Source organism: Leisingera sp. ANG-S5, assembly GCF_000813925.1.
Lineage (GTDB): Bacteria > Pseudomonadota > Alphaproteobacteria > Rhodobacterales > Rhodobacteraceae > Leisingera.
Window position 1 is genome coordinate 163,719 of sequence record NZ_JWLH01000005.1, and the last position, 17,172, is coordinate 180,890.

Here is a 17,172-nt window from a genome sequence, read left to right on the forward strand (position 1 = left end):
ATGAAAGGTCTCCTTTGCAGGTGACGCTATCGGCAAAGACAGGAGGCTGCAATTGGCCTTTCCCGGCGCAGGTCCGCTGTCTCAGCCGCCTGCGCCCTCGCCCTCCGTCAGTTCTGCTGGAATGATGCGGATGGGCACATCCGCCACATTGGCTGCCCGCGCGATGCGCCACTCAAAGCGTCCCATTTTGCCATCGGTGTCGATCAGCACCACCACCGGCTCCTTGCCGGTAATCTCTGCCGCAAACAGCGCCTGCTGGATACTGTCGAGACTGCTGCGTTTATCCAGCCCGAACTCGATGACGCGGTTCTCGTTCTCGCAATCGGTGCGGATCGAGGCGCCGCCGCCGGGATAAGTGAAATCATGCACCCGTTCCGGCTGGCCGCCGAACAGGGCACCGCAAAGGAGCGCGATGTAGTAGGCTTCGTTCACTGGCGGCGTTCAGCTTTCCGCTTTGCCGCTGCAGGCCGGGCAGCCCGCCCGCCGGGACAGGCGGATCTTGCGGGTTTCGCCATACAGCCCGTCATAGATCAGCATCTCGCCGCGCAGCACCGCCCCGGCGCCGGTGATCTGCTTGACCGCCTCCACCGCCATCATCGATCCGACCACGCCGGGCAGCGGACCGATCACCCCGGCCTCGGAGCAGCTGGGCGCAAGACCGGCTGCGGGGGCCTCAGGAAAGATGCACTGGTAACACGGGCCGTCTTCGGCCGGGTGAAACACACTCAGCTGGCCCTCCCACTGCGAAAGCGCGCCGGAGATCAGCGGCTTGCCCAGCGCCACCGCGGTGCGGTTGGCCAGATAGCGGGTTTCGAAATTGTCAGTGCCGTCGAGGATCAGATCATATTCGGCAAATAGCTCTGCTGCGACCTCCTCTGTCAGACGGCGGTTGTACGGGCGCACCTCCACGTAGGGGTTCTGCGCCTGCATCGCGGCCTGGGCCGAGAACACCTTGGGTTTGCCGATGTCCGCGTCCTGGTGGATTACCTGGCGCTGCAGGTTGGCGTTGTCGACCACGTCGTCGTCAATCACCCCGATTGTGCCCACGCCGGCAGCGGCCAGGTATTGCAGCGCAGGCGCGCCAAGCCCGCCGGCACCGATCACCAGCACCTTGGCCTTCTTCAGCTTCTTCTGCCCCGGCCCGCCCAGTTCCCGCAGAACGATGTGGCGGGCATATCGGTCAAGCTCGCTTTCGGTGAAGGTGCTGGCGGGCTGGTTCATCTTTGCTTCCTGAGGCTGGGCGCGGTTTTTCAAGGCCGCCACGATACGCGCATAGAACCCCGCCACAAGGGCAAAGCCGCCGAGCAACAGCCAGGATGCCGCAGAGCCGCCAGTGCCTTCGCGCAGGGGATGCCCGTCCGGCAGGGTCAGCTGCACTGCCAGCACGGCGGTGAACAGCACCGCCAGCAGCGTGATACGCAGATTGCGCGGCAGGCCAAGGAAGCGGCCGCCCCACCAGATCAGCACAGCAAGAATGAGAATGCGCAGCATCAGCCGCGCCCGGTGGAGCCGAAGCCGCCGTCGCCCCGCTCAGTTCCTGTAAGCGCGTCCGCAACCTCGAACCGCGCTTGCAGAACCGGCGCCACCACCATCTGGGCGATGCGCTCGCCGTGGTGAACCTCAAAGGGCTTCTGACCGGCATTCATCAGGATCACCCCCAAGGGCCCGCGGTAATCGCTGTCGATGGTGCCGGGCGTATTGGGCAGGGTGATGCCATGCTTCAGCGCCAGCCCGGAGCGGGGACGGACCTGCACCTCATAGCCTGCCGGGATCTCGATCCGCAGGCCGGTCGGCACCAGCGCCCGCTCGCCCGGCTGCAGCACCAGACAGCCGCGGTCCGGCAGGTTGGCGCGCACGTCGGCACCGGCAGCACCGGCAGTTTCATACGACGGCAGCGGCACATCCCGGTCTGCCCCCTCATCGTGGATCACACGGATAGTCACCATCACAGCGCCCCTGCTTCATCTTTCCAAAAATACTCAAAATCACCCGGCCAGCGCCGCCGCTATCCGTTCTGCCAGCTTGCGGGCCACTTCATCCTTGCCCATGCGCGGCCATTCTTCAGCCCCGTCATCTGAAATCAGGATCACCGCGTTTTCACTGCCGCCCATGATGCCGGTTGCGGGGGAGACGTCATTGGCCACGATCCAGTCGCAGCCCTTGCGCTTGCGTTTGGCGGTTGCGTTCTCGATAACGTCGTTGGTTTCCGCCGCAAAGCCGACCACCAGCCCGGGGCGGCCTTGCTTCATCTGCGAGACGGTTTTTAGAATGTCGGGGTTTTCAGCGAACTCCAGCACCGGCAAACCATCCTTGGATTTCTTCAGCTTCCGGTCAGAGGCGCTGGCCACCCGCCAGTCCGCCACCGCGGCGGCAAAGACACCAGCGTCGGCGGGCAGTGCCTGCTGCACGGCGGCTTCCATCTCACGGGCGCTTTCCACCGGCACCACTTGCACGCCCTCGGGCGGGCGCACCTCTGCGGGGCCCGTGACAAACACGACCTCCGCCCCCAAGTCGCGCAGAGCACGGGCCACCGCTGCCCCCTGCGCCCCGGAGGAGCGGTTGGCGATATAGCGCACCGGGTCGATCGGCTCATGCGTCGGTCCGGAGGTCACCAGGATGCGCTTCCCCTTCAGCGGTCCATCCGCAAGCTTGGCGGCGATAGCGGCCAGGATTTCCTCCGGCTCCGCCATCCGGCCGGGGCCGAATTCACCGCAGGCCATACTGCCCTCATTGGGGCCAACAAAGGACACGCCATCCTCTTTCAGGGTTTCAAGGTTGCGCTGCGTGGCCGGATGCTCCCACATGCGGACGTTCATCGCAGGCGCCAGCAGCACCGGCGTGTCGGTCGCCAGAAGCAGAGTCGAGGCAAGGTCATTGGCAAAACCTTGCGCCATCTTCGCCATCAGATCGGCGGTGGCCGGCGCCACAACTAGCAAATCGGCGCTGCGCGACAGTTGGATATGGCCCATCTCAGCTTCTGCCGTCAGGTCGAACAGCTCCTGATGCACCGCAGTCCCGGCCAAGGCCGAAACCGAAAGCGGCGTCACGAACTCCGCGCCCGCCTTGGTCAGCACCGGCGTCACCCGGGCGCCATGATCCTGCAGGCGCCGGATCAGCTCCAGCGACTTATAGGCCGCAATGCCGCCGCCGATGATCAATAGAATATGTTTGCCAGCCAGCATTTGCGCATCCTCGCCCGGTTTCCCGCGACCTTACTGCGGCGCGGCAAAAGTGTGAAGCTGTCAGCCGTCCTCGCGGAACGCAAGGCAGGGATCGGGGCGTTCGACCGCAGGGGCATCCAGTATCACATCAAATTGCCCGCCGATTTGCCCGTCCTCAGACTGGCCCAGGCTGCGGATAACGGCCTCCGGGCGGGCCTTTGCCAGATAGACCGCCAGCCCCCTGTCCATGCGGGCATGGCCGTTGCCGGTGATGACAGCAACCGGGCCTCCAGTCTCTGCCAGAGCCTTGTCTGCAGCCGCCGCAAGCGCAGCATCGCGCAAGCGCTGGAAGCCCACCAGCACCGGCAGCATTTCTTCTGGCATGGCGTTGCAGTGATTGATCTGCTGATCCGTCTCCCGCGCTGCCTGTTCCGCTTCCGGCAGCGGCTGGTCCAATCCGAAACGCGCGGAAGCGTCAGCACCGAAATAGTCCGCTATCCCGTCACTCATGACTGCAGGGGCGTTTTCCCTCGGCACCAGTGCGCCATACTGGCGTGCACCCTTGGCTGCCGCAAAGACCGGGGCATACAGGCCGAACTCCGGCCAGCCACTTGCCGCCCAGTTCAGCGCTTTGGCCGTTTGCTCTGCATCACCGAGACCTCCGGTTTCCAGCCTTTCAGCCTGTTCCGCGGTGATCATCTCCCAGACCACGGCCTTAGGTTCCAGAACAGCCAGCAGCTCCGCCTGCCGCTGGTGGTGCACAGGATTGTCGTGCACCTCGCCCAGGATCGCAACATCCGCTCCCCTTAGCACTTCAACTGCGCCGGCAAGCTCTTCTGCGCGGGCACCCATCACGCCAAGCGCCGCCAGAACGGCGGCGCTTGCAATCATTCTCAGGCCAGGGAAACGCTTTCTCATGAAAGCAGTTTGTGCACCTCGCGCGATTGGCCTTCAAGGCATTTGCGCATTTTCTGGAACGCGCCGGCCTCCAGCTGGCGCACCCGCTCCTTGGACAGGCCGAGCTCCGTCCCCAGGCTTTCCAACGTGCGGGGCTGTTCGCGCAGCTTGCGTTCGGTGATGATGAACCGCTCACGCTCATTCAGTGCCTGCAGCGCAGAGACCAGCCATTTGCGCAGCTGACGGCGGTCATGCCGCTCCTGCACCAGTTCCTCGGCCTGCGAGGTTTCATCCTCCAGCGCATCAATCCATTCGCGCCCCTCATCCTCCGCCGACTGGATCGCGTTGAGCGAGAAGTCGGCGCCGGACAGGCGGCCTTCCATCATCTCGACATCGCGCAGCGGCACCCCGATTTCTGTTGCGATTTTCTGGTGCAGTTGATGCCGGTCCAGCCGCACGCCCGACACACGTGCCTCGCGTTCGAACTGCGCCTGCACCCGGCGCATGTTGAAGAACAGCGATTTCTGCGACGAGGTGGAGCCGGTGCGCACCATCGACCAGTTACGCATCACATAATCCTGGATCGACGCCTTGATCCACCAGACCGCATAGGTCGAGAACCGCACTCCGCGGTCCGGGTCGAATTTGTCCGCTGCTTTCATCAGACCCAGGCCTGCTTCCTGAATCAGGTCGTTCATCGGCGCCCCGTACCGCTTGAACTTGGCCGCCATGGAAATTGCCAGGCGCATATAGGCGTTGATAAGCCGGTGCAGCGATTGCACGTCGCGGTCATCCCGCCAGGCATAAGCCAGGCGCCGCTCGGTCTCTGCATCCAGCAGTTCCGCCTTCATTGCCTGTCTCGGCAATGGGTTTTCGAGTGTTTGATCAAGTGCCATTGTGATTTCCCCCCGGAAACTAATTAACAAACTGCCGCCTGGGGGCGTGCATGGAACAATCGGGGGCCCGGTTTTAGGCCGGCAGCAACAGCGCACTGGATGCGACTCTCGGCTCATCCAAAGGCCAAAACGGAAAAGTTAAATTGTATTTTGGCCCCTGCGCAGACTTTCCCGGCCTAAATAAGTGGAACCCCGGGACGCTGCGGTCTCTTGTCTTCACCGGGCCCTGCAGTTACCCACAGGAACGGCTTCGGACTCATAGGTTAGCAAAAAATGCCGTTAAATGTAACTTTTATTCTGGGGGGCGCTGCCTCAGGCAAATCGGCATTTGCCGAACAGCTGTGCGCAAACACCGGAAAAGACAAAGTTTACTGGGCAACTGCACAAATTTTTGACACTGAAATGCGCGAAAAAGTGTCCCGGCACCTCGAACAAAGAGGTTCCGGCTGGGCGACTATTGAAGAACCGGAAACAGCCGCGCAGGTCCTGGATCCCCTCAACAGCCGCCAGGTTTGCCTGATGGATTGCGCGACCATGTGGCTGACAAACCATTTGCTGGCAGAGCATGACCTGAACGCGGCAACCGACGAATTGCTGGCCGCCATCAGCCGCTGCCAGGCCGATCTGGTAATTGTCTCCAATGAAACCGGCCTGGGCATTGTGCCGGAAAACAAGCTGGCGCGCCGCTTCCGCGAAGCCCAGGGAAGGCTCAATATTGCTCTGGCGGCACGGGCGGATACCGTTGTTCAGGTCACGGCCGGGCTGCCCCTGGTGCTGAAAGGGGCGCTGTGATCACCCGCCTGTTTCTGGTGCGGCATGGTCCGACTCACGCGAAGTGCATGGTCGGCTGGTCCGACCTGCCCGCCGACTTGTCCGATTCGGCAGCGCTGAAGCGCCTGTCAGCGTATCTGCCTGCGGATGCCCTGGTGGTGTCCTCCGATCTTTCCCGAGCGGTTGAGACAGCCTCCGCCATCCAGGGCAGCCGGGAACGCCTGCCCCACGCCGAGGCCCTGCGCGAAATCCATTTCGGCGCCTGGGAACTGCGCACCTGGGCCGAAGTGGACGCCGAAGACCCTGAGCGCATCCGCGCCTATTGGGAAACCCCGGGCGACGTCACCCCGCCCGGCGGTGAAAGCTGGCACCAGGTCTGCAACCGGGTGAACGCGGCGATTGACGCACTGATCGGCGCCCACAGGGGCCGCGACCTGATCGTGGTCGGCCATTTCGGCCAGATCCTGACCCAAATCCAGCGGGCGGAAATGCTGACGGCGGAGGAGGCCTTTGCCCACCGGATCGACAACCTGTCGGTCAGCGAAGTCTCCCTCGGGCCGGATGGCTGGAAGGCCGGAAGTATCAATCACCTGCCGTGACGGGCACCATCACAAACATTCCATTTTGAAATGTGCGGGCCCGCGCTAGCCTCCTGCCATGGCTTATGAAATCTATATTGGCGACCGCATGTATTCCAGCTGGTCATTGCGCGGCTGGCTCATGCTCGAGAAATTCTCCCTGCCCCATACAGTGCATATGGTGGGGCTTTATTCCGGAACCATGGCGCAGGAAATGGCGCATCTGGCACCGGCGCGGCTGGTGCCCGCGCTGCGTACGCCGGAGGGCATGGTGGTTGGCGAAAGCCTGGCCATTGCCGAAACCCTGGCCGAATCCCACCCCGACGCTGGGCTTTGGCCGTCCGATCCTGCACAGCGGGCCACAGCGCGCTGGCTGGCAGCGGAAATGGTTGGCGGCTTCTCGGCCTTGCGCGGCGAATGCCCGATGCAGCTGGCCCATATCTATGAAGGCTTCGAGGTGTCGCGCAGCGTAAAAGCCGACCTGGACCGGATCGAGGCGCTGTTTGCCCATGCCCGCAAGGTTTCCGGCCACAGCAGCGGTTATCTGTTCGGGGAATATTCTCTGGCAGATGTTTTCTACACCCCGGTTGCAGCCCGGATCGTGGGATATGGCCTGCCGGTTTCCGCGGAAACCCGCGCCTATTGCAAACTGCTGCTGTCGGACCCGGCAGTCCTGCGCTGGCAGGAACAGGCGCATGAGGTCAGCTATGACCCGGAACCCTATGCGATTGACCTGCCAAAGCGGCCCTGGTCGCTGGACTGAGCCCGCGGCCTGCGCGAATTCTTCGTGAATTCGCGGCTGCCCGGCGAACACGTTAACCAATCGGAAACCACGATTGCCAAGCATCTCTCCCTGACCTTTCAGGAGGCGGGGAGAGATGACAGCACGGTCCTACACGGTGGCTTTTCAGGGCGTCGAGGCCCGCCAGGTCGAGGTTCAATGCGCCGTCGCCCCCGGATTGCCTGCTTTCTCGGTAGTTGGCCTGCCGGACAAGGCAGTCCAGGAAGCGCGCGAACGGGTGAGGGCAGCCTTTGCGGCGATGTCCATCGCCCTGCCCTCGCGCCGGATCACCATAAACCTGTCGCCCGCGGATCTGCCCAAAGAAGGCAGCCATTTCGACCTGCCGATTGCACTCGCCTTGCTGGCCGCCATCGGCATCGTTCCGGCGGAAAAGGCTGAGGAAACCATTGCCCTTGGCGAGCTGTCCCTGGACGGCCAGTTGATGCCCGTGGTTGGCGCCCTGCCCGCATCTGTGACCGCGGCAGAGGAAGGCAGGATGCTGCTCTGCCCGAAACATTCCGGGCCGGAAGCCGCCTGGGTCGATGCCGCGCAGGTGATCGGGGCCGCCACGCTGACGGAGGTGGTGCAGCACTTCACCGGCCAGCGGCGCATCGAGCCTGCCGTGCCGGGCGAGGCCGTCCTCGGGCTGGGCGGCAAGGACCTGCGCGATGTGAAAGGCCAGGAGACCGCCAAACGCGCACTGGAAATCGCCGCCGCCGGGCGCCATCACACTCTGATGGTCGGCCCGCCAGGATCGGGTAAGTCGATGCTGGCGGCACGGCTGCCCTCGATCCTGCCGCCGCTGTCCCCAGCCGAGGCGCTGGAAACCTCGATGATCCACTCCCTATGCGGGCTGATCGACGAGGGCGGCATCAGCCGCGCCCGCCCTTTCCGCGAACCGCACCACACCGCCTCCATGGCCGCAATCGCCGGCGGCGGGCGGCGGGCACAGCCGGGCGAGATCAGCCTGGCCCACAACGGCGTGCTGTTCCTGGACGAGCTGCCGGAGTTCGGCCGCCCGGTACTGGAAACGCTGCGCCAGCCGCTGGAGACCGGCGAAGTGATGGTGGCGCGCGCCAATGCCCATGTGAAATACCCCAGCCGCTTCATGCTGGTGGCCGCCGCCAACCCCTGCAAATGCGGCTATCTGGCCGATGCCAACCGCGCCTGCTCCCAAGCCCCCATTTGCGGGGCGAACTACCTGGGCCGGATTTCAGGGCCGCTGCTGGACCGTTTCGACCTGCATCTGGACGTGCCGCCGGTGGATGTGGCCGACCTGGAGCTGCCGCCCAGCGCCGAAGGTTCTGCCGAGGTTGCGCAGCGCGTGGCAATTGCGCGGGAAGCGCAGACCGCCCGGTTTCAGGACCACCCCGGCCTGCGCCAGAACGCCGACGCCGAGGGCGCGGTGCTGGAGGAAATCGCCGCCCCTGACGCCGAAAGCCGCGATCTGCTGGTCCGGGCAGCCGAACGTTTCGGCCTCAGTGCGCGCGGCTACCACAGGGTGCTGCGGGTCGCGCGTACGATTGCGGATCTGGCCTGCGAAGAAGCGGTGCAGCGCCCCCATTTTGCCGAGGCGCTGAGCTTCCGGCTGCCGGGATGACCCGGAGCCGGAGCAGACGTCAGACCTTCGCTTCGATCGCCCGCCAGACCTTCTCAGCGATATTCACGCCGTCGAACCGCTCCAGCTCCTGAATCCCGGTGGGTGAGGTCACGTTGATCTCGGTCAGGTAGTCGCCAATAACGTCAATACCGACAAAAATCTGGCCCTTTTCGCGCAGCAGCGGGCCGATGGCGGCGCAGATCTCAAGGTCTCGCTCGCTCAGGCCGATCTTCTCAGGCCGGCCGCCCACATGCATGTTCGACCGGGTCTCTCCCGCTGCCGGCACCCGATTGATGGCCCCCACCGGCTCGCCATCAACCAGGATCACCCGCTTGTCGCCATTGCTGACATCCGGCAGGAATTTCTGCACGATCAGAGGCTCGCGGCTGAAGCCGGTGAACAGCTCATGCAGGGAGGTGAGGTTGCGGTCGTTTGCATCCAGCCGGAACACACCCGCGCCGCCGTTGCCATAGAGCGGCTTCAGGATCACATCGCCATGCTTTTCCTTGAACGCCTTGATGGTCTGCAGGTCGCGGGCGATGGTTGTGGGCGGAGTCAGCTCCGGGAAGTTCAGCACCAGCAGCTTTTCCGGATAGTTGCGCACCCAGAACGGATCGTTCACCACCAGCGCTTTGCCTTTCAGCATGTCCAGCAGGTGGGTCGAGGTGATGTAGTGCATGTCAAACGGCGGGTCCTGGCGCAGCCAGACCACGTCGAATTCCGCTAAATCAACTTCGCGTTCGGGCCCCAGAACCGCCGGGGCGCCCTCCACCCGCTGCACGGTCATGTCGTGGCCGCGGGCGGTGATGCGGCCTTCCTGGTAGGCCAGCTGGTCGGGGCCGTAATAAAACAGCTCATGGCCGCGCGCCTGGGCTTCCTCGGCCAGGCGGAAGCTGCTGTCGGCGTTGATGTTCACGCCCATGACCGGGTCCATCTGGAAGGCGATTTTCATGGCAGTATCCCTCGTAAGCTGCCCGAATACATGGCCCACAGAACGCCAGGGTTCAATGGGGCAGCTGCGGATCAGTCAAAGCCGATGGCGTTTTCGATAATCTCCACCGCGCCCGTGCCATCCACCAGCGCCGCGTCGAAACGGACCGGCGTCAGCTGGCCTAGCGGTTCGTTTTCCAGATACTGCCCGGCGCTGGCATAGATGCGCTCCGCCTGCCGGGGGCTGATCCGCAGCGCCGCACCGGCGATGGTTGCGCTGTGTTTCACCTCGACAAACACCAGACCGTCCGGACCGCGCAGGATCAGGTCAATCTCGCCTCCAGCCCCGCGCCAGCGGCGCTCGGCCACGGAGTAGCCGCGGTTTTCATAGTGGCGCGCGACGATCTCCTCCGCCGCTTCACCGGCCAGATGCGCGCGGGCGCCGCGGTGCTGGCGGGCACGGCTCACGGCTCAGCTGTCCTTCGCCATCTGCAACGCCATCTGGTAAACCTTTCGCCGGGGCAGCCCGTGCATCTCGGCGACGATTCCTGCGGCATCCTTGACCGAATTGCCCTGCAATGCGGCCTGCAGGTCGCTTTCAAGGTCGCCCTCGCTGACCTCAACCTCCTGCGCGCGGTCAACCAGCAGCACGATCTCGCCCTTGACCGGCGTCTCCTCCAGCCCGGCAGCCAATTCCGTCAGCGGTGCCCGTCGCACCTCCTCAAACTTCTTGGTCAGCTCGCGGCACAACGCGGCAGGTCGGTCGCCCAGCACCGCCGCCATATCGGCAACCGAAGCGGCAACCCGCTTGGGCGATTCATAGAAAATCAGCGTGCCGGGGATTTCCCGCAGTTCCTCCAGCCGCTTGCGCCGGGCGCCAGAGGCATTGGGCAGGAAGCCTGCAAAGAAGAACGCATCCGTCGGCAGCCCTGCAAGCGTCAGCGCCGTCGCTGCCGCCGAGGCGCCGGGGGCGCAGGTGACCGTATGGCCTGCCTCCGCCGCCGCGCGGCTGAGGTCAAACCCGGGATCGGCAATCAGCGGCATCCCGGCCTCAGACGCATAGGCGACCGACTTCCCTTCGCCAATCGCCTCCAGCAATTTTGCCCGCGCACCGGTGCCGCTGTGGTCATGGTAAGCAATGATCCGCCGCCCGCCCAAAGGCACCCCGTGAATCTCCATCAGCTTGCGCAGCGAGCGTGTATCCTCAGCCGCGAGCACATCGGCCGAGGCCAGCACATCCAGCGCCCGCAGGGTAATGTCGCGGGCGGTGCCAATCGGCGTGGCAACAAAGTAAAGCCCGGGGGACAATATGACATTCTGGTGATTCAACGCTGGACCCGCCTTTTTGGTCGTTTATGATCCGCCCTTAAACCCACGCGGCGCATTGCGCCGGGAGAACGGAGTTTCAAGTCCATTATGTTTGCTGTTTTCAAACGCGCCCGCAAGGCGGCTCTGACTGCCGCCGCCGCCCTTTCCGCCATTGCCCTTTCCGCCTGTGACCCGATTGCCGTCGGCACCGGCCCGACCATCAACACCTCTAAACCCGTTCCGGTGGCGCTGCTGGTGCCGCGCGGTTCTGCCCAGCAAGGCGACAGCGTGCTGGCAAAAAGCCTGGAAAACGCCGCCCGCATGGCGATTGCGGACCTGGATGGGGTGCAAATCGACCTGCGGGTTTATGATACCGCGGGCAGCCCCGAGGTGGCCTCCGGCGCGGCGCAGCAGGCGCTGAAGGACGGGGCCCGCGTGATCCTTGGCCCGGTTTATGCCGAAGCCGCCAATGCCGCAGGCATTGCAGCCCGCCAGCGTGGCGTGAACGTGCTCGCCTTCTCCAACAACACGGCAATTGCAGGCGGCAACGTCTTCATCCTGGGGCCGACCTTTGACAACACGGCCCAGCGGCTGACCAGCTTCGCCGCCCGCAACGGCAAGCGCAACATTCTGGTCGTTGGCGGCAATGATGCCGCAGGCACCGCCGGGCGCAGCGCGATCCAGCGCGCCGCAGGCAACAGCGGCGTGAACATCGCCGGCAGCGTCGGCTACGAGCTGTCGCAGCAGGGAGTGATCAATGCCATTCCGACTATCCGGTCCCAATCGGCCGGCGCAGATGCCGTCTTCCTGACCTCCACCACCGCAGGCGCGCTGCCGCTGCTGGCGCAATTGCTGCCTGAGGCCGGTGTTGACCCGGCAGAAAAACAGTACATCGGTCTGACCCGCTGGGATATTCCGCCGCAAACCCTGGCCCTGCCCGGTGTTCAGGGCGGCTGGTTCGCGCTGCCGGACCAGGGAAAGGTTCAGCAGTTCAGCGCCCGCTACCAGGCCACTTACGGCGCCTCGCCGCATTCGATCGGCAGCCTGGCCTATGACGGCATCGCCGCCATCGGCGCCCTGGTTGCGGCCGGCAAATCCGACGCGCTGACCGCGGGTGCCCTGACCCAGGGCGCGGGCTTCCAGGGCGCAGGCGGCATCTTCCGGCTGCGGGCCGACGGCACCAACGAACGCGGGCTGGCAGTGGCCACCATTCAAGAACAGAAGGTCGTAATCATTGACCCAGCCCCAAGCAGCTTCGCAGGCGCGGGCTTCTAAAGCCCCCGCCGCTCAGTCGCAGCCCGCAGGCACAGGCCTGCCGGAACCGCTGGATCCGCTGATCTGCGGACCCGCGGACATCTTTGATGCCATAGGCATCCGGGCGCAGATCAAGGCGCTGGCAGAGGACACTGCACCCGCGGCCCTGCGCGGGGAAACAGTGAAAATCCTGAAGGCCGCAAACAAGGCTGGCCGCGCGGTCATTGCCGAAGCCTTCGCGGACAAACCCTTTGCCGCGCGCGAACTCACCCGTTCCTACACTTTCCTGACCGACGGGCTGGTGACCACAGCGCTCTATGTGGCCAGCGAGCTGCTGCATCCGCTGGCGACCCCGACCCGGGGCGAACGGATCGCCGTGATGGCGGTTGGCGGCTACGGCCGGGGGGAAATGGCGCCGGCCTCTGATGTCGATCTGCTGTTTCTAACTCCCTACAAGATCACCGCCTGGGCGGAGAGCGTGATTGAATCCATGCTCTACATCCTGTGGGATCTGCGGCTCAAAGTTGGCCACGCCAGCCGCACCATCAAGGACTGCATCCGCCTGGGCGGCGAGGATTACACCATTCGCACTGCGATGCTGGAACACCGGTTTCTGGCCGGCCATGCGCCGCTGGCTAAAGAGCTGGACAAGCGCCTGAAAAAGGAGCTGTTCTCCCAGGATGCACCGGAGTTTGTCGAGGCCAAGCTGGCCGAACGCGACGCCCGCCATCTGAAGCAGGGCCAGCGCTACATGGTTGAGCCCAACGTGAAAGAGGGCAAGGGCGGCCTGCGCGACCTGCAGTCGCTGTTCTGGATTGCCAAGTACCTCTACCAGGTTAAGGATGCCGAGGATCTGGTGCCGCTGGGCCTGTTCCGCCCGGAAGAGATGGAATTGTTCGCCAAGGCGGCAACCTTCCTGTGGGCGGTGCGGTCACACCTGCATCTGGCAACGGGGCGCGCCACCGAACAGCTGACCTTTGACCTGCAGGTCGAGGTGGCCAGCCGCATGGGTTACGAGGACAAGGCGGGCCGCCGCGGCGTCGAAGTTTTCATGCAAGAGTATTTCCGCCACGCCACCCGCGTCGGCGACCTGACCCGCATCTTCCTGACCAAGCTGGAGGCCAGCCAGCAAAAGAACGCACCGCTCCTGGAGCGGATTTTCCGCCGCCGCCCGCGTATCAAGCCCGGCTACAAGGTGGTGAACAACCGGCTGGACGTGATCGACCCCAAGGCCTTCCTCGAAGACCGGCTCAACCTCTTGCGGCTGTTCGAGGAAGCCCTGCGCACCGGCATGCTGATCCACCCGGACGCGATGCGGCTGGTGACCGCCAACCTGCACCTGATCGACGACGGCATGCGCAACGACAAGGAAGCGCGGAAGCTCTTCCTGGACCTGCTGCTGAAACACGGCAATTCCGAACGCGCGCTCAGGCGGATGAACGAACTGGGGGTGCTGTCAGCATTCCTGCCGGAATTCGAACCCATCGTGGCGATGATGCAATTCAACATGTATCACTCCTACACGGTGGATGAGCACACCATTCAGGTGATCGCCAACTTTGCCGCCATTGAACGCGGCGAATTGGAAGACGAGCTGCCGCTGTCGTCGGAAATCCTGCGCAAGGGTCTCAACCGCAAGGTGCTGATGGTGGCGATGCTGCTGCACGACATCGGCAAGGGGCGTGAGCAGGACCATTCGATCCTGGGCGCGCAGATCGCCCGCAAGGTCGCGCCGCGGCTGGGGCTGAAACCCTCGGAATGCGAAACCGTGGAATGGCTGGTGCGCTATCACCTCCTGATGTCCGACATGGCGCAGAAGCGCGACATCGCCGACCCGCGCACGGTGCGCGATTTCGCCAAGGCGGTGCAGACAGTGAAACGGCTCGACCTGCTGCTGTTGCTGACCGTCTGCGATATCCGCGGGGTCGGGCCGGACACCTGGAACAACTGGAAGGCGGCGCTGCTGCGCGCGCTCTACGGCCAGACCCGCGCGGCGCTGGAGGGCGGCATGGAGGCCCTGAACCGCGAACACCGCGGCGTCTCCGCCAAGAAGGCCTTGCGTGAGGCGCTGCCGGACTGGTCCAAGGCCGATCTCAAGACCGAAACCGCCCGCCACTACCCGCCCTACTGGCACGGGCTTCATGTGACCGCCCATGTGGATTTTGCCGAGATGCTGCGCGATTACACCGCCAAGGGCGACCCGGGCGAGGTGATGATCCGGCTCTACCCGGACGAGGACCGCGACGCCACCCGCGCCTGTTTCGTGATGGAGGACCACCCTGGCATCTTTGCCCGTATCGCCGGTGCGCTGGCGCTGGTCGGGGCCAATGTGGTTGATGCGCGCTCCTACACCACCAAGGACGGCTATGTGACCGATGCCTTTTGGATTCAGGACAGCGAAGGCCACCCCTTCGATCCGATCCGCCTGCACCGGCTCAAGCAGATGATCGAAAAGACCCTGAAGGGCGAGGTCATCACCCGCGATGCCCTGAAATCCCGCGACAAGATCAAGAAGCGCGAACGCGCCTTCAAGGTGCCGACCCATATCACTTTCGATAACGAAGGCTCGGAAATCTACACCATCATCGAGGTCGATACCCGTGACCGGCCCGGCCTGCTCTATGACCTCGCCCGCACCCTGGCCTCCGCCAATGTCTATATTGCCAATGCGGTGATTGCGACCTATGGCGAGCAGGTGGTGGATGCCTTCTATGTCAAGGACATGTTCGGCTTGAAATACTACGCGGACTCCAAGCAGCGGACGCTGGAAAAGAAACTGCGCGCGGCGATTGCCGAGGGTGCAAAACGGGCGGATACATGAAACCGATCAAATTGCTGTCGGGCTTCCTGACCGTTGGGTTCTGGACGCTGGCAAGCCGTGTGCTGGGCTTTGCCCGCGAAATCCTGATTGCCGCCTTCATCGGTCCGGGGCCGGTGCTGGACGCCTTCATCGTCGCCTTCCGCCTGCCCAACCTGTTCCGCCGCTTCTTCGCCGAGGGTGCTTTCAACGCAGCCTTTGTGCCGGCATTTTCGAAACGCTACGAGGCGGATGAGAACGCAACCGCCTTTGCCCAGCAAGCCTTCAACCTCCTGGCGGCAGCGGTGCTGGCACTGGTCGGCCTTGGCATGGTGTTCATGCCGGGACTGGTCTGGCTGACGGCAGGCGGCTTCGTGGGCGATGCACGGTTCGATATGGCCGTGGGATACGGCTACATCGTCTTTCCCTACATCCTGTTTATGTCTTTGGCGGCACTGTTTTCTGGCGTGCTGAACGCCACCGGACGGTTTGCGGCTGCCGCCGCTGCGCCGGTGTTGCTCAATATCTTTGCCTGCTCTGCGATGGCAGCCGGGGCGGTCCTGGGCGGCGATGTGATTGTCTGGCTGGTCTGGACAATCCCGGTTGCCGGCGTGGCCCAGCTGGCACTCGTCTGGGCCGCGGCTGAAAAGGCCGGCATCCCTCTGCGCCCCGGCCTGCCGCGCTGGAATGCTGATATGCGTGCCCTGGTGCGTGTGGCGGTTCCGGCCGCGCTGGCCATGGGAGTCACTCAGATCAACCTGGTTGTCGGGCAGTATGTGGCCTCGGACATTGAAAAGGCCGCCAGCTGGCTGTTCATTGCCGACCGCCTGTATCAGCTGCCGTTGGGGGTCGTGGGCATCGCCGTCGGCATCGTTCTGCTGCCAGCCCTGTCCCGCCGCCTGCGCGCCGGTGACAGCGCCGGGTCCCAGGACGCCCTGTCCCGCGCCGGCGAGTTTTCACTGTTGCTGGCAGTTCCTTCGGCTGTTGCCTTCATGACCGTGCCAGTTCCGCTGGTCTCCGTTCTGTATGAGCGGGGTGCGACCGGCCCCGAAGACGTCGCGGCGATTGCCGTGGCCGTCGCCATCTATGGCGCTGGCCTGCCGGCCTTCATGCTGCAAAAAGTGCTGCAGCCGCTCTATTTCGCACGCGAGGACACCAGAACCCCGTTCCGCTACGCGCTGGTGGCGATGGCCGTGAACGCCGCTCTGGCCTTTGGCCTGAAACCGGTGCTGGGCTGGATCGCGCCTGCCATTGCCGCCTCTGCCGCCGGCTGGGTGATGGTGGCATTGCTGGCGCTCGGCGCCCGCGGCATGGGAGACGAAGCCCGTTTCGACGCCCGCTTCCGCCACCGCGCCTGGCGTATTCTTGCGGCCTCGGCAGCGATGGGCGCGGTGCTCTATGCCGTGGCCGCCTCCGCCGGCTGGCTGTTCACGCTGGACTACTGGCGCTACCTGTCGCTGCTGGGCCTGGTTGTCCTGGGCGGCGCGGTCTACTTCGCCACGGGTCAGGCCATCGGCGCCTTCCGCCTGTCGGAGTTCCGCAGCGCCCTCAGCCGCCGCAAACAGGCATGAGCCGCCTCTCCTGCGCCGCCGGCACCGTGCTGTTCCGCCCCGGGCAGGACTGCCCCGGCTTTGTCCGGCTCACCGCCGGCCGCATTAAGGTCACCCTGACCGCCGCCAACGGCCGCGAAGTCGTGCTGTACCGCGTCAGCCCGGGCGACGTCTGCCTGCAGACCTTTGCCTGCCTCACCGACGGCCGCAGCTACGCCGCCGAAGGCGTGGCAGAGACCGCGCTGGAGGGCGAGATCCTCCCGCATGCGGCCTTTCGCCAGGCGATGTCAGAGGACGGGGCGTTCCGCAGCGAAGTGCTGACAGCCGTTGCCCGCCGCTTTGCCGATTACGAGCAACTGGTCGAGGACGTCGCGCTCACCGGATTTGACGCACGGCTTGCACGCGCGCTGCTGCGTCTGGCGCAGACCGGCGACGATATCCGCATTACCCATGACGCGCTGGCGGCCGAAACCGCCTCCGGCCGTGCCTTCGTCACCCGCCGGCTGCGCGAGTTTGCCCGCCTCGGCCTGGTGGAAACACAGCGTGGCCACCTGCGGATCCTGGACCGCACCGGGCTGGAGCGGGTGGCTCAGGATGAAACTTGAGCTTTGGTGACACTGTCACCGTCAGCCAGTGCCGCCGCGGTCTA

At 64.5% G+C, this 17,172-nt stretch carries 17 protein-coding genes; 8 read left to right on the forward strand and 9 right to left on the reverse strand.

Annotation, left to right across the window (positions count from 1 at the left end):
• Positions 1–81: 81 nt before the first annotated feature.
• From RA25_RS09085 to RA25_RS09110, 6 genes are read right to left on the reverse strand one after another with little or no spacing between them, the layout of a single operon-like run.
• On the reverse strand, positions 82–432 hold the full coding sequence (locus RA25_RS09085; RefSeq protein ID WP_019297714.1) for a hypothetical protein: 351 nt from the start codon (positions 430–432) through the stop codon (positions 82–84).
• 9 nt (positions 433–441) lie between these two features.
• Positions 442–1,491: a HesA/MoeB/ThiF family protein gene (locus RA25_RS09090; RefSeq protein ID WP_039147312.1), complete on the reverse strand. Its 1,050-nt coding sequence runs from the start codon at positions 1,489–1,491 to the stop codon at positions 442–444.
• Positions 1,491–1,946, reverse strand: coding sequence for a dUTP diphosphatase (gene dut / locus RA25_RS09095; RefSeq protein WP_019297712.1), 456 nt, complete (start codon positions 1,944–1,946; stop codon positions 1,491–1,493). The genes RA25_RS09090 and dut overlap by 1 nt, the downstream gene beginning before the upstream one ends.
• Before the next feature lie 39 nt (positions 1,947–1,985).
• On the reverse strand, positions 1,986–3,182 hold the full coding sequence (coaBC, locus tag RA25_RS09100) for a bifunctional phosphopantothenoylcysteine decarboxylase/phosphopantothenate--cysteine ligase CoaBC (protein ID WP_039147315.1): 1,197 nt from the start codon (positions 3,180–3,182) through the stop codon (positions 1,986–1,988).
• A 60-nt stretch (positions 3,183–3,242) separates the two neighbouring features.
• A complete protein-coding gene (locus RA25_RS09105; RefSeq protein ID WP_039171683.1) occupies positions 3,243–4,079 on the reverse strand; it encodes a ChaN family lipoprotein in 837 nt (278 codons plus the stop codon).
• The gene (locus RA25_RS09110; RefSeq protein ID WP_029204974.1) at positions 4,076–4,954 is read right to left on the reverse strand and encodes an RNA polymerase factor sigma-32; all 879 of its coding nucleotides are present in this window, start codon (positions 4,952–4,954) and stop codon (positions 4,076–4,078) included. Before RA25_RS09110 ends, RA25_RS09105 begins: the two co-directional genes overlap by 4 nt.
• A gap of 273 nt (positions 4,955–5,227) precedes the next feature.
• On the opposite strand from RA25_RS09110, the gene cobU reads away from it, so the two are divergent.
• The 4 genes from cobU to RA25_RS09130 all read left to right on the forward strand — a co-directional run bounded on the left by cobU (position 5,228) and on the right by RA25_RS09130 (position 8,684).
• Positions 5,228–5,746: a bifunctional adenosylcobinamide kinase/adenosylcobinamide-phosphate guanylyltransferase gene (gene cobU / locus RA25_RS09115; RefSeq protein ID WP_039171685.1), complete on the forward strand. Its 519-nt coding sequence runs from the start codon at positions 5,228–5,230 to the stop codon at positions 5,744–5,746.
• On the forward strand, positions 5,743–6,324 hold the full coding sequence (locus RA25_RS09120; protein ID WP_039171688.1) for a histidine phosphatase family protein: 582 nt from the start codon (positions 5,743–5,745) through the stop codon (positions 6,322–6,324). Before cobU ends, RA25_RS09120 begins: the two co-directional genes overlap by 4 nt.
• A 58-nt stretch (positions 6,325–6,382) precedes the next feature.
• Entirely contained in the window at positions 6,383–7,066 is a 684-nt protein-coding gene (locus tag RA25_RS09125) for a glutathione S-transferase (RefSeq protein WP_039171691.1), read from the forward strand.
• Positions 7,067–7,181: 115 nt separating this feature from the next.
• Positions 7,182–8,684, forward strand: coding sequence for a YifB family Mg chelatase-like AAA ATPase (locus RA25_RS09130; RefSeq protein WP_039171695.1), 1,503 nt, complete (start codon positions 7,182–7,184; stop codon positions 8,682–8,684).
• 19 nt (positions 8,685–8,703) lie between these two features.
• On the opposite strand, the gene gshB is transcribed toward RA25_RS09130, so the two are convergent.
• From gshB to rsmI, 3 genes are all read right to left on the reverse strand, one after another.
• Entirely contained in the window at positions 8,704–9,636 is a 933-nt protein-coding gene (gshB, locus tag RA25_RS09135) for a glutathione synthase (protein WP_039147334.1), read from the reverse strand.
• A 71-nt stretch (positions 9,637–9,707) separates the two neighbouring features.
• Positions 9,708–10,082 (reverse strand): YraN family protein, encoded by a 375-nt coding sequence (locus tag RA25_RS09140; protein WP_039171697.1) that lies wholly within the window; start codon positions 10,080–10,082, stop codon positions 9,708–9,710.
• Between the two features lie 3 nt (positions 10,083–10,085).
• Positions 10,086–10,943 (reverse strand): 16S rRNA (cytidine(1402)-2'-O)-methyltransferase, encoded by an 858-nt coding sequence (gene rsmI, locus RA25_RS09145; protein WP_039171701.1) that lies wholly within the window; start codon positions 10,941–10,943, stop codon positions 10,086–10,088.
• A gap of 87 nt (positions 10,944–11,030) precedes the next feature.
• Here rsmI and RA25_RS09150 point away from each other — a divergent pair, with 87 nt between their 5' ends.
• From RA25_RS09150 to RA25_RS09165, 4 genes are read left to right on the forward strand one after another with little or no spacing between them, the layout of a single operon-like run.
• The gene (locus tag RA25_RS09150; RefSeq protein WP_039171702.1) at positions 11,031–12,197 is read left to right on the forward strand and encodes a penicillin-binding protein activator; all 1,167 of its coding nucleotides are present in this window, start codon (positions 11,031–11,033) and stop codon (positions 12,195–12,197) included.
• Entirely contained in the window at positions 12,157–14,997 is a 2,841-nt protein-coding gene (locus RA25_RS09155; protein WP_446720370.1) for a [protein-PII] uridylyltransferase, read from the forward strand. Before RA25_RS09150 ends, RA25_RS09155 begins: the two co-directional genes overlap by 41 nt.
• Positions 14,994–16,544: a murein biosynthesis integral membrane protein MurJ gene (murJ, locus tag RA25_RS09160; protein WP_019297699.1), complete on the forward strand. Its 1,551-nt coding sequence runs from the start codon at positions 14,994–14,996 to the stop codon at positions 16,542–16,544. The genes RA25_RS09155 and murJ overlap by 4 nt, the downstream gene beginning before the upstream one ends.
• Positions 16,541–17,128: a Crp/Fnr family transcriptional regulator gene (locus RA25_RS09165; RefSeq protein WP_039147338.1), complete on the forward strand. Its 588-nt coding sequence runs from the start codon at positions 16,541–16,543 to the stop codon at positions 17,126–17,128. Before murJ ends, RA25_RS09165 begins: the two co-directional genes overlap by 4 nt.
• The last annotated feature ends 44 nt before the right edge of the window (positions 17,129–17,172 follow it).

Coding starts and splice junctions, on each gene's coding strand:
- RA25_RS09165 (WP_039147338.1), top strand. CDS start 16,541: ATGAGCCGCCTCTCCTGCGCCGCCGGCACCGTGCTGTTCCGCCCCGGG.
- cobU (WP_039171685.1), top strand. CDS start 5,228: ATGCCGTTAAATGTAACTTTTATTCTGGGGGGCGCTGCCTCAGGCAAA.
- RA25_RS09130 (WP_039171695.1), top strand. CDS start 7,182: ATGACAGCACGGTCCTACACGGTGGCTTTTCAGGGCGTCGAGGCCCGC.
- RA25_RS09110 (WP_029204974.1), bottom strand. CDS start 4,954: ATGGCACTTGATCAAACACTCGAAAACCCATTGCCGAGACAGGCAATG.
- RA25_RS09125 (WP_039171691.1), top strand. CDS start 6,383: ATGGCTTATGAAATCTATATTGGCGACCGCATGTATTCCAGCTGGTCA.
- gshB (WP_039147334.1), bottom strand. CDS start 9,636: ATGAAAATCGCCTTCCAGATGGACCCGGTCATGGGCGTGAACATCAAC.
- murJ (WP_019297699.1), top strand. CDS start 14,994: ATGAAACCGATCAAATTGCTGTCGGGCTTCCTGACCGTTGGGTTCTGG.
- coaBC (WP_039147315.1), bottom strand. CDS start 3,182: ATGCTGGCTGGCAAACATATTCTATTGATCATCGGCGGCGGCATTGCG.
- dut (WP_019297712.1), bottom strand. CDS start 1,946: ATGGTGACTATCCGTGTGATCCACGATGAGGGGGCAGACCGGGATGTG.
- RA25_RS09090 (WP_039147312.1), bottom strand. CDS start 1,491: ATGCTGCGCATTCTCATTCTTGCTGTGCTGATCTGGTGGGGCGGCCGC.
- RA25_RS09105 (WP_039171683.1), bottom strand. CDS start 4,079: ATGAGAAAGCGTTTCCCTGGCCTGAGAATGATTGCAAGCGCCGCCGTT.
- RA25_RS09150 (WP_039171702.1), top strand. CDS start 11,031: ATGTTTGCTGTTTTCAAACGCGCCCGCAAGGCGGCTCTGACTGCCGCC.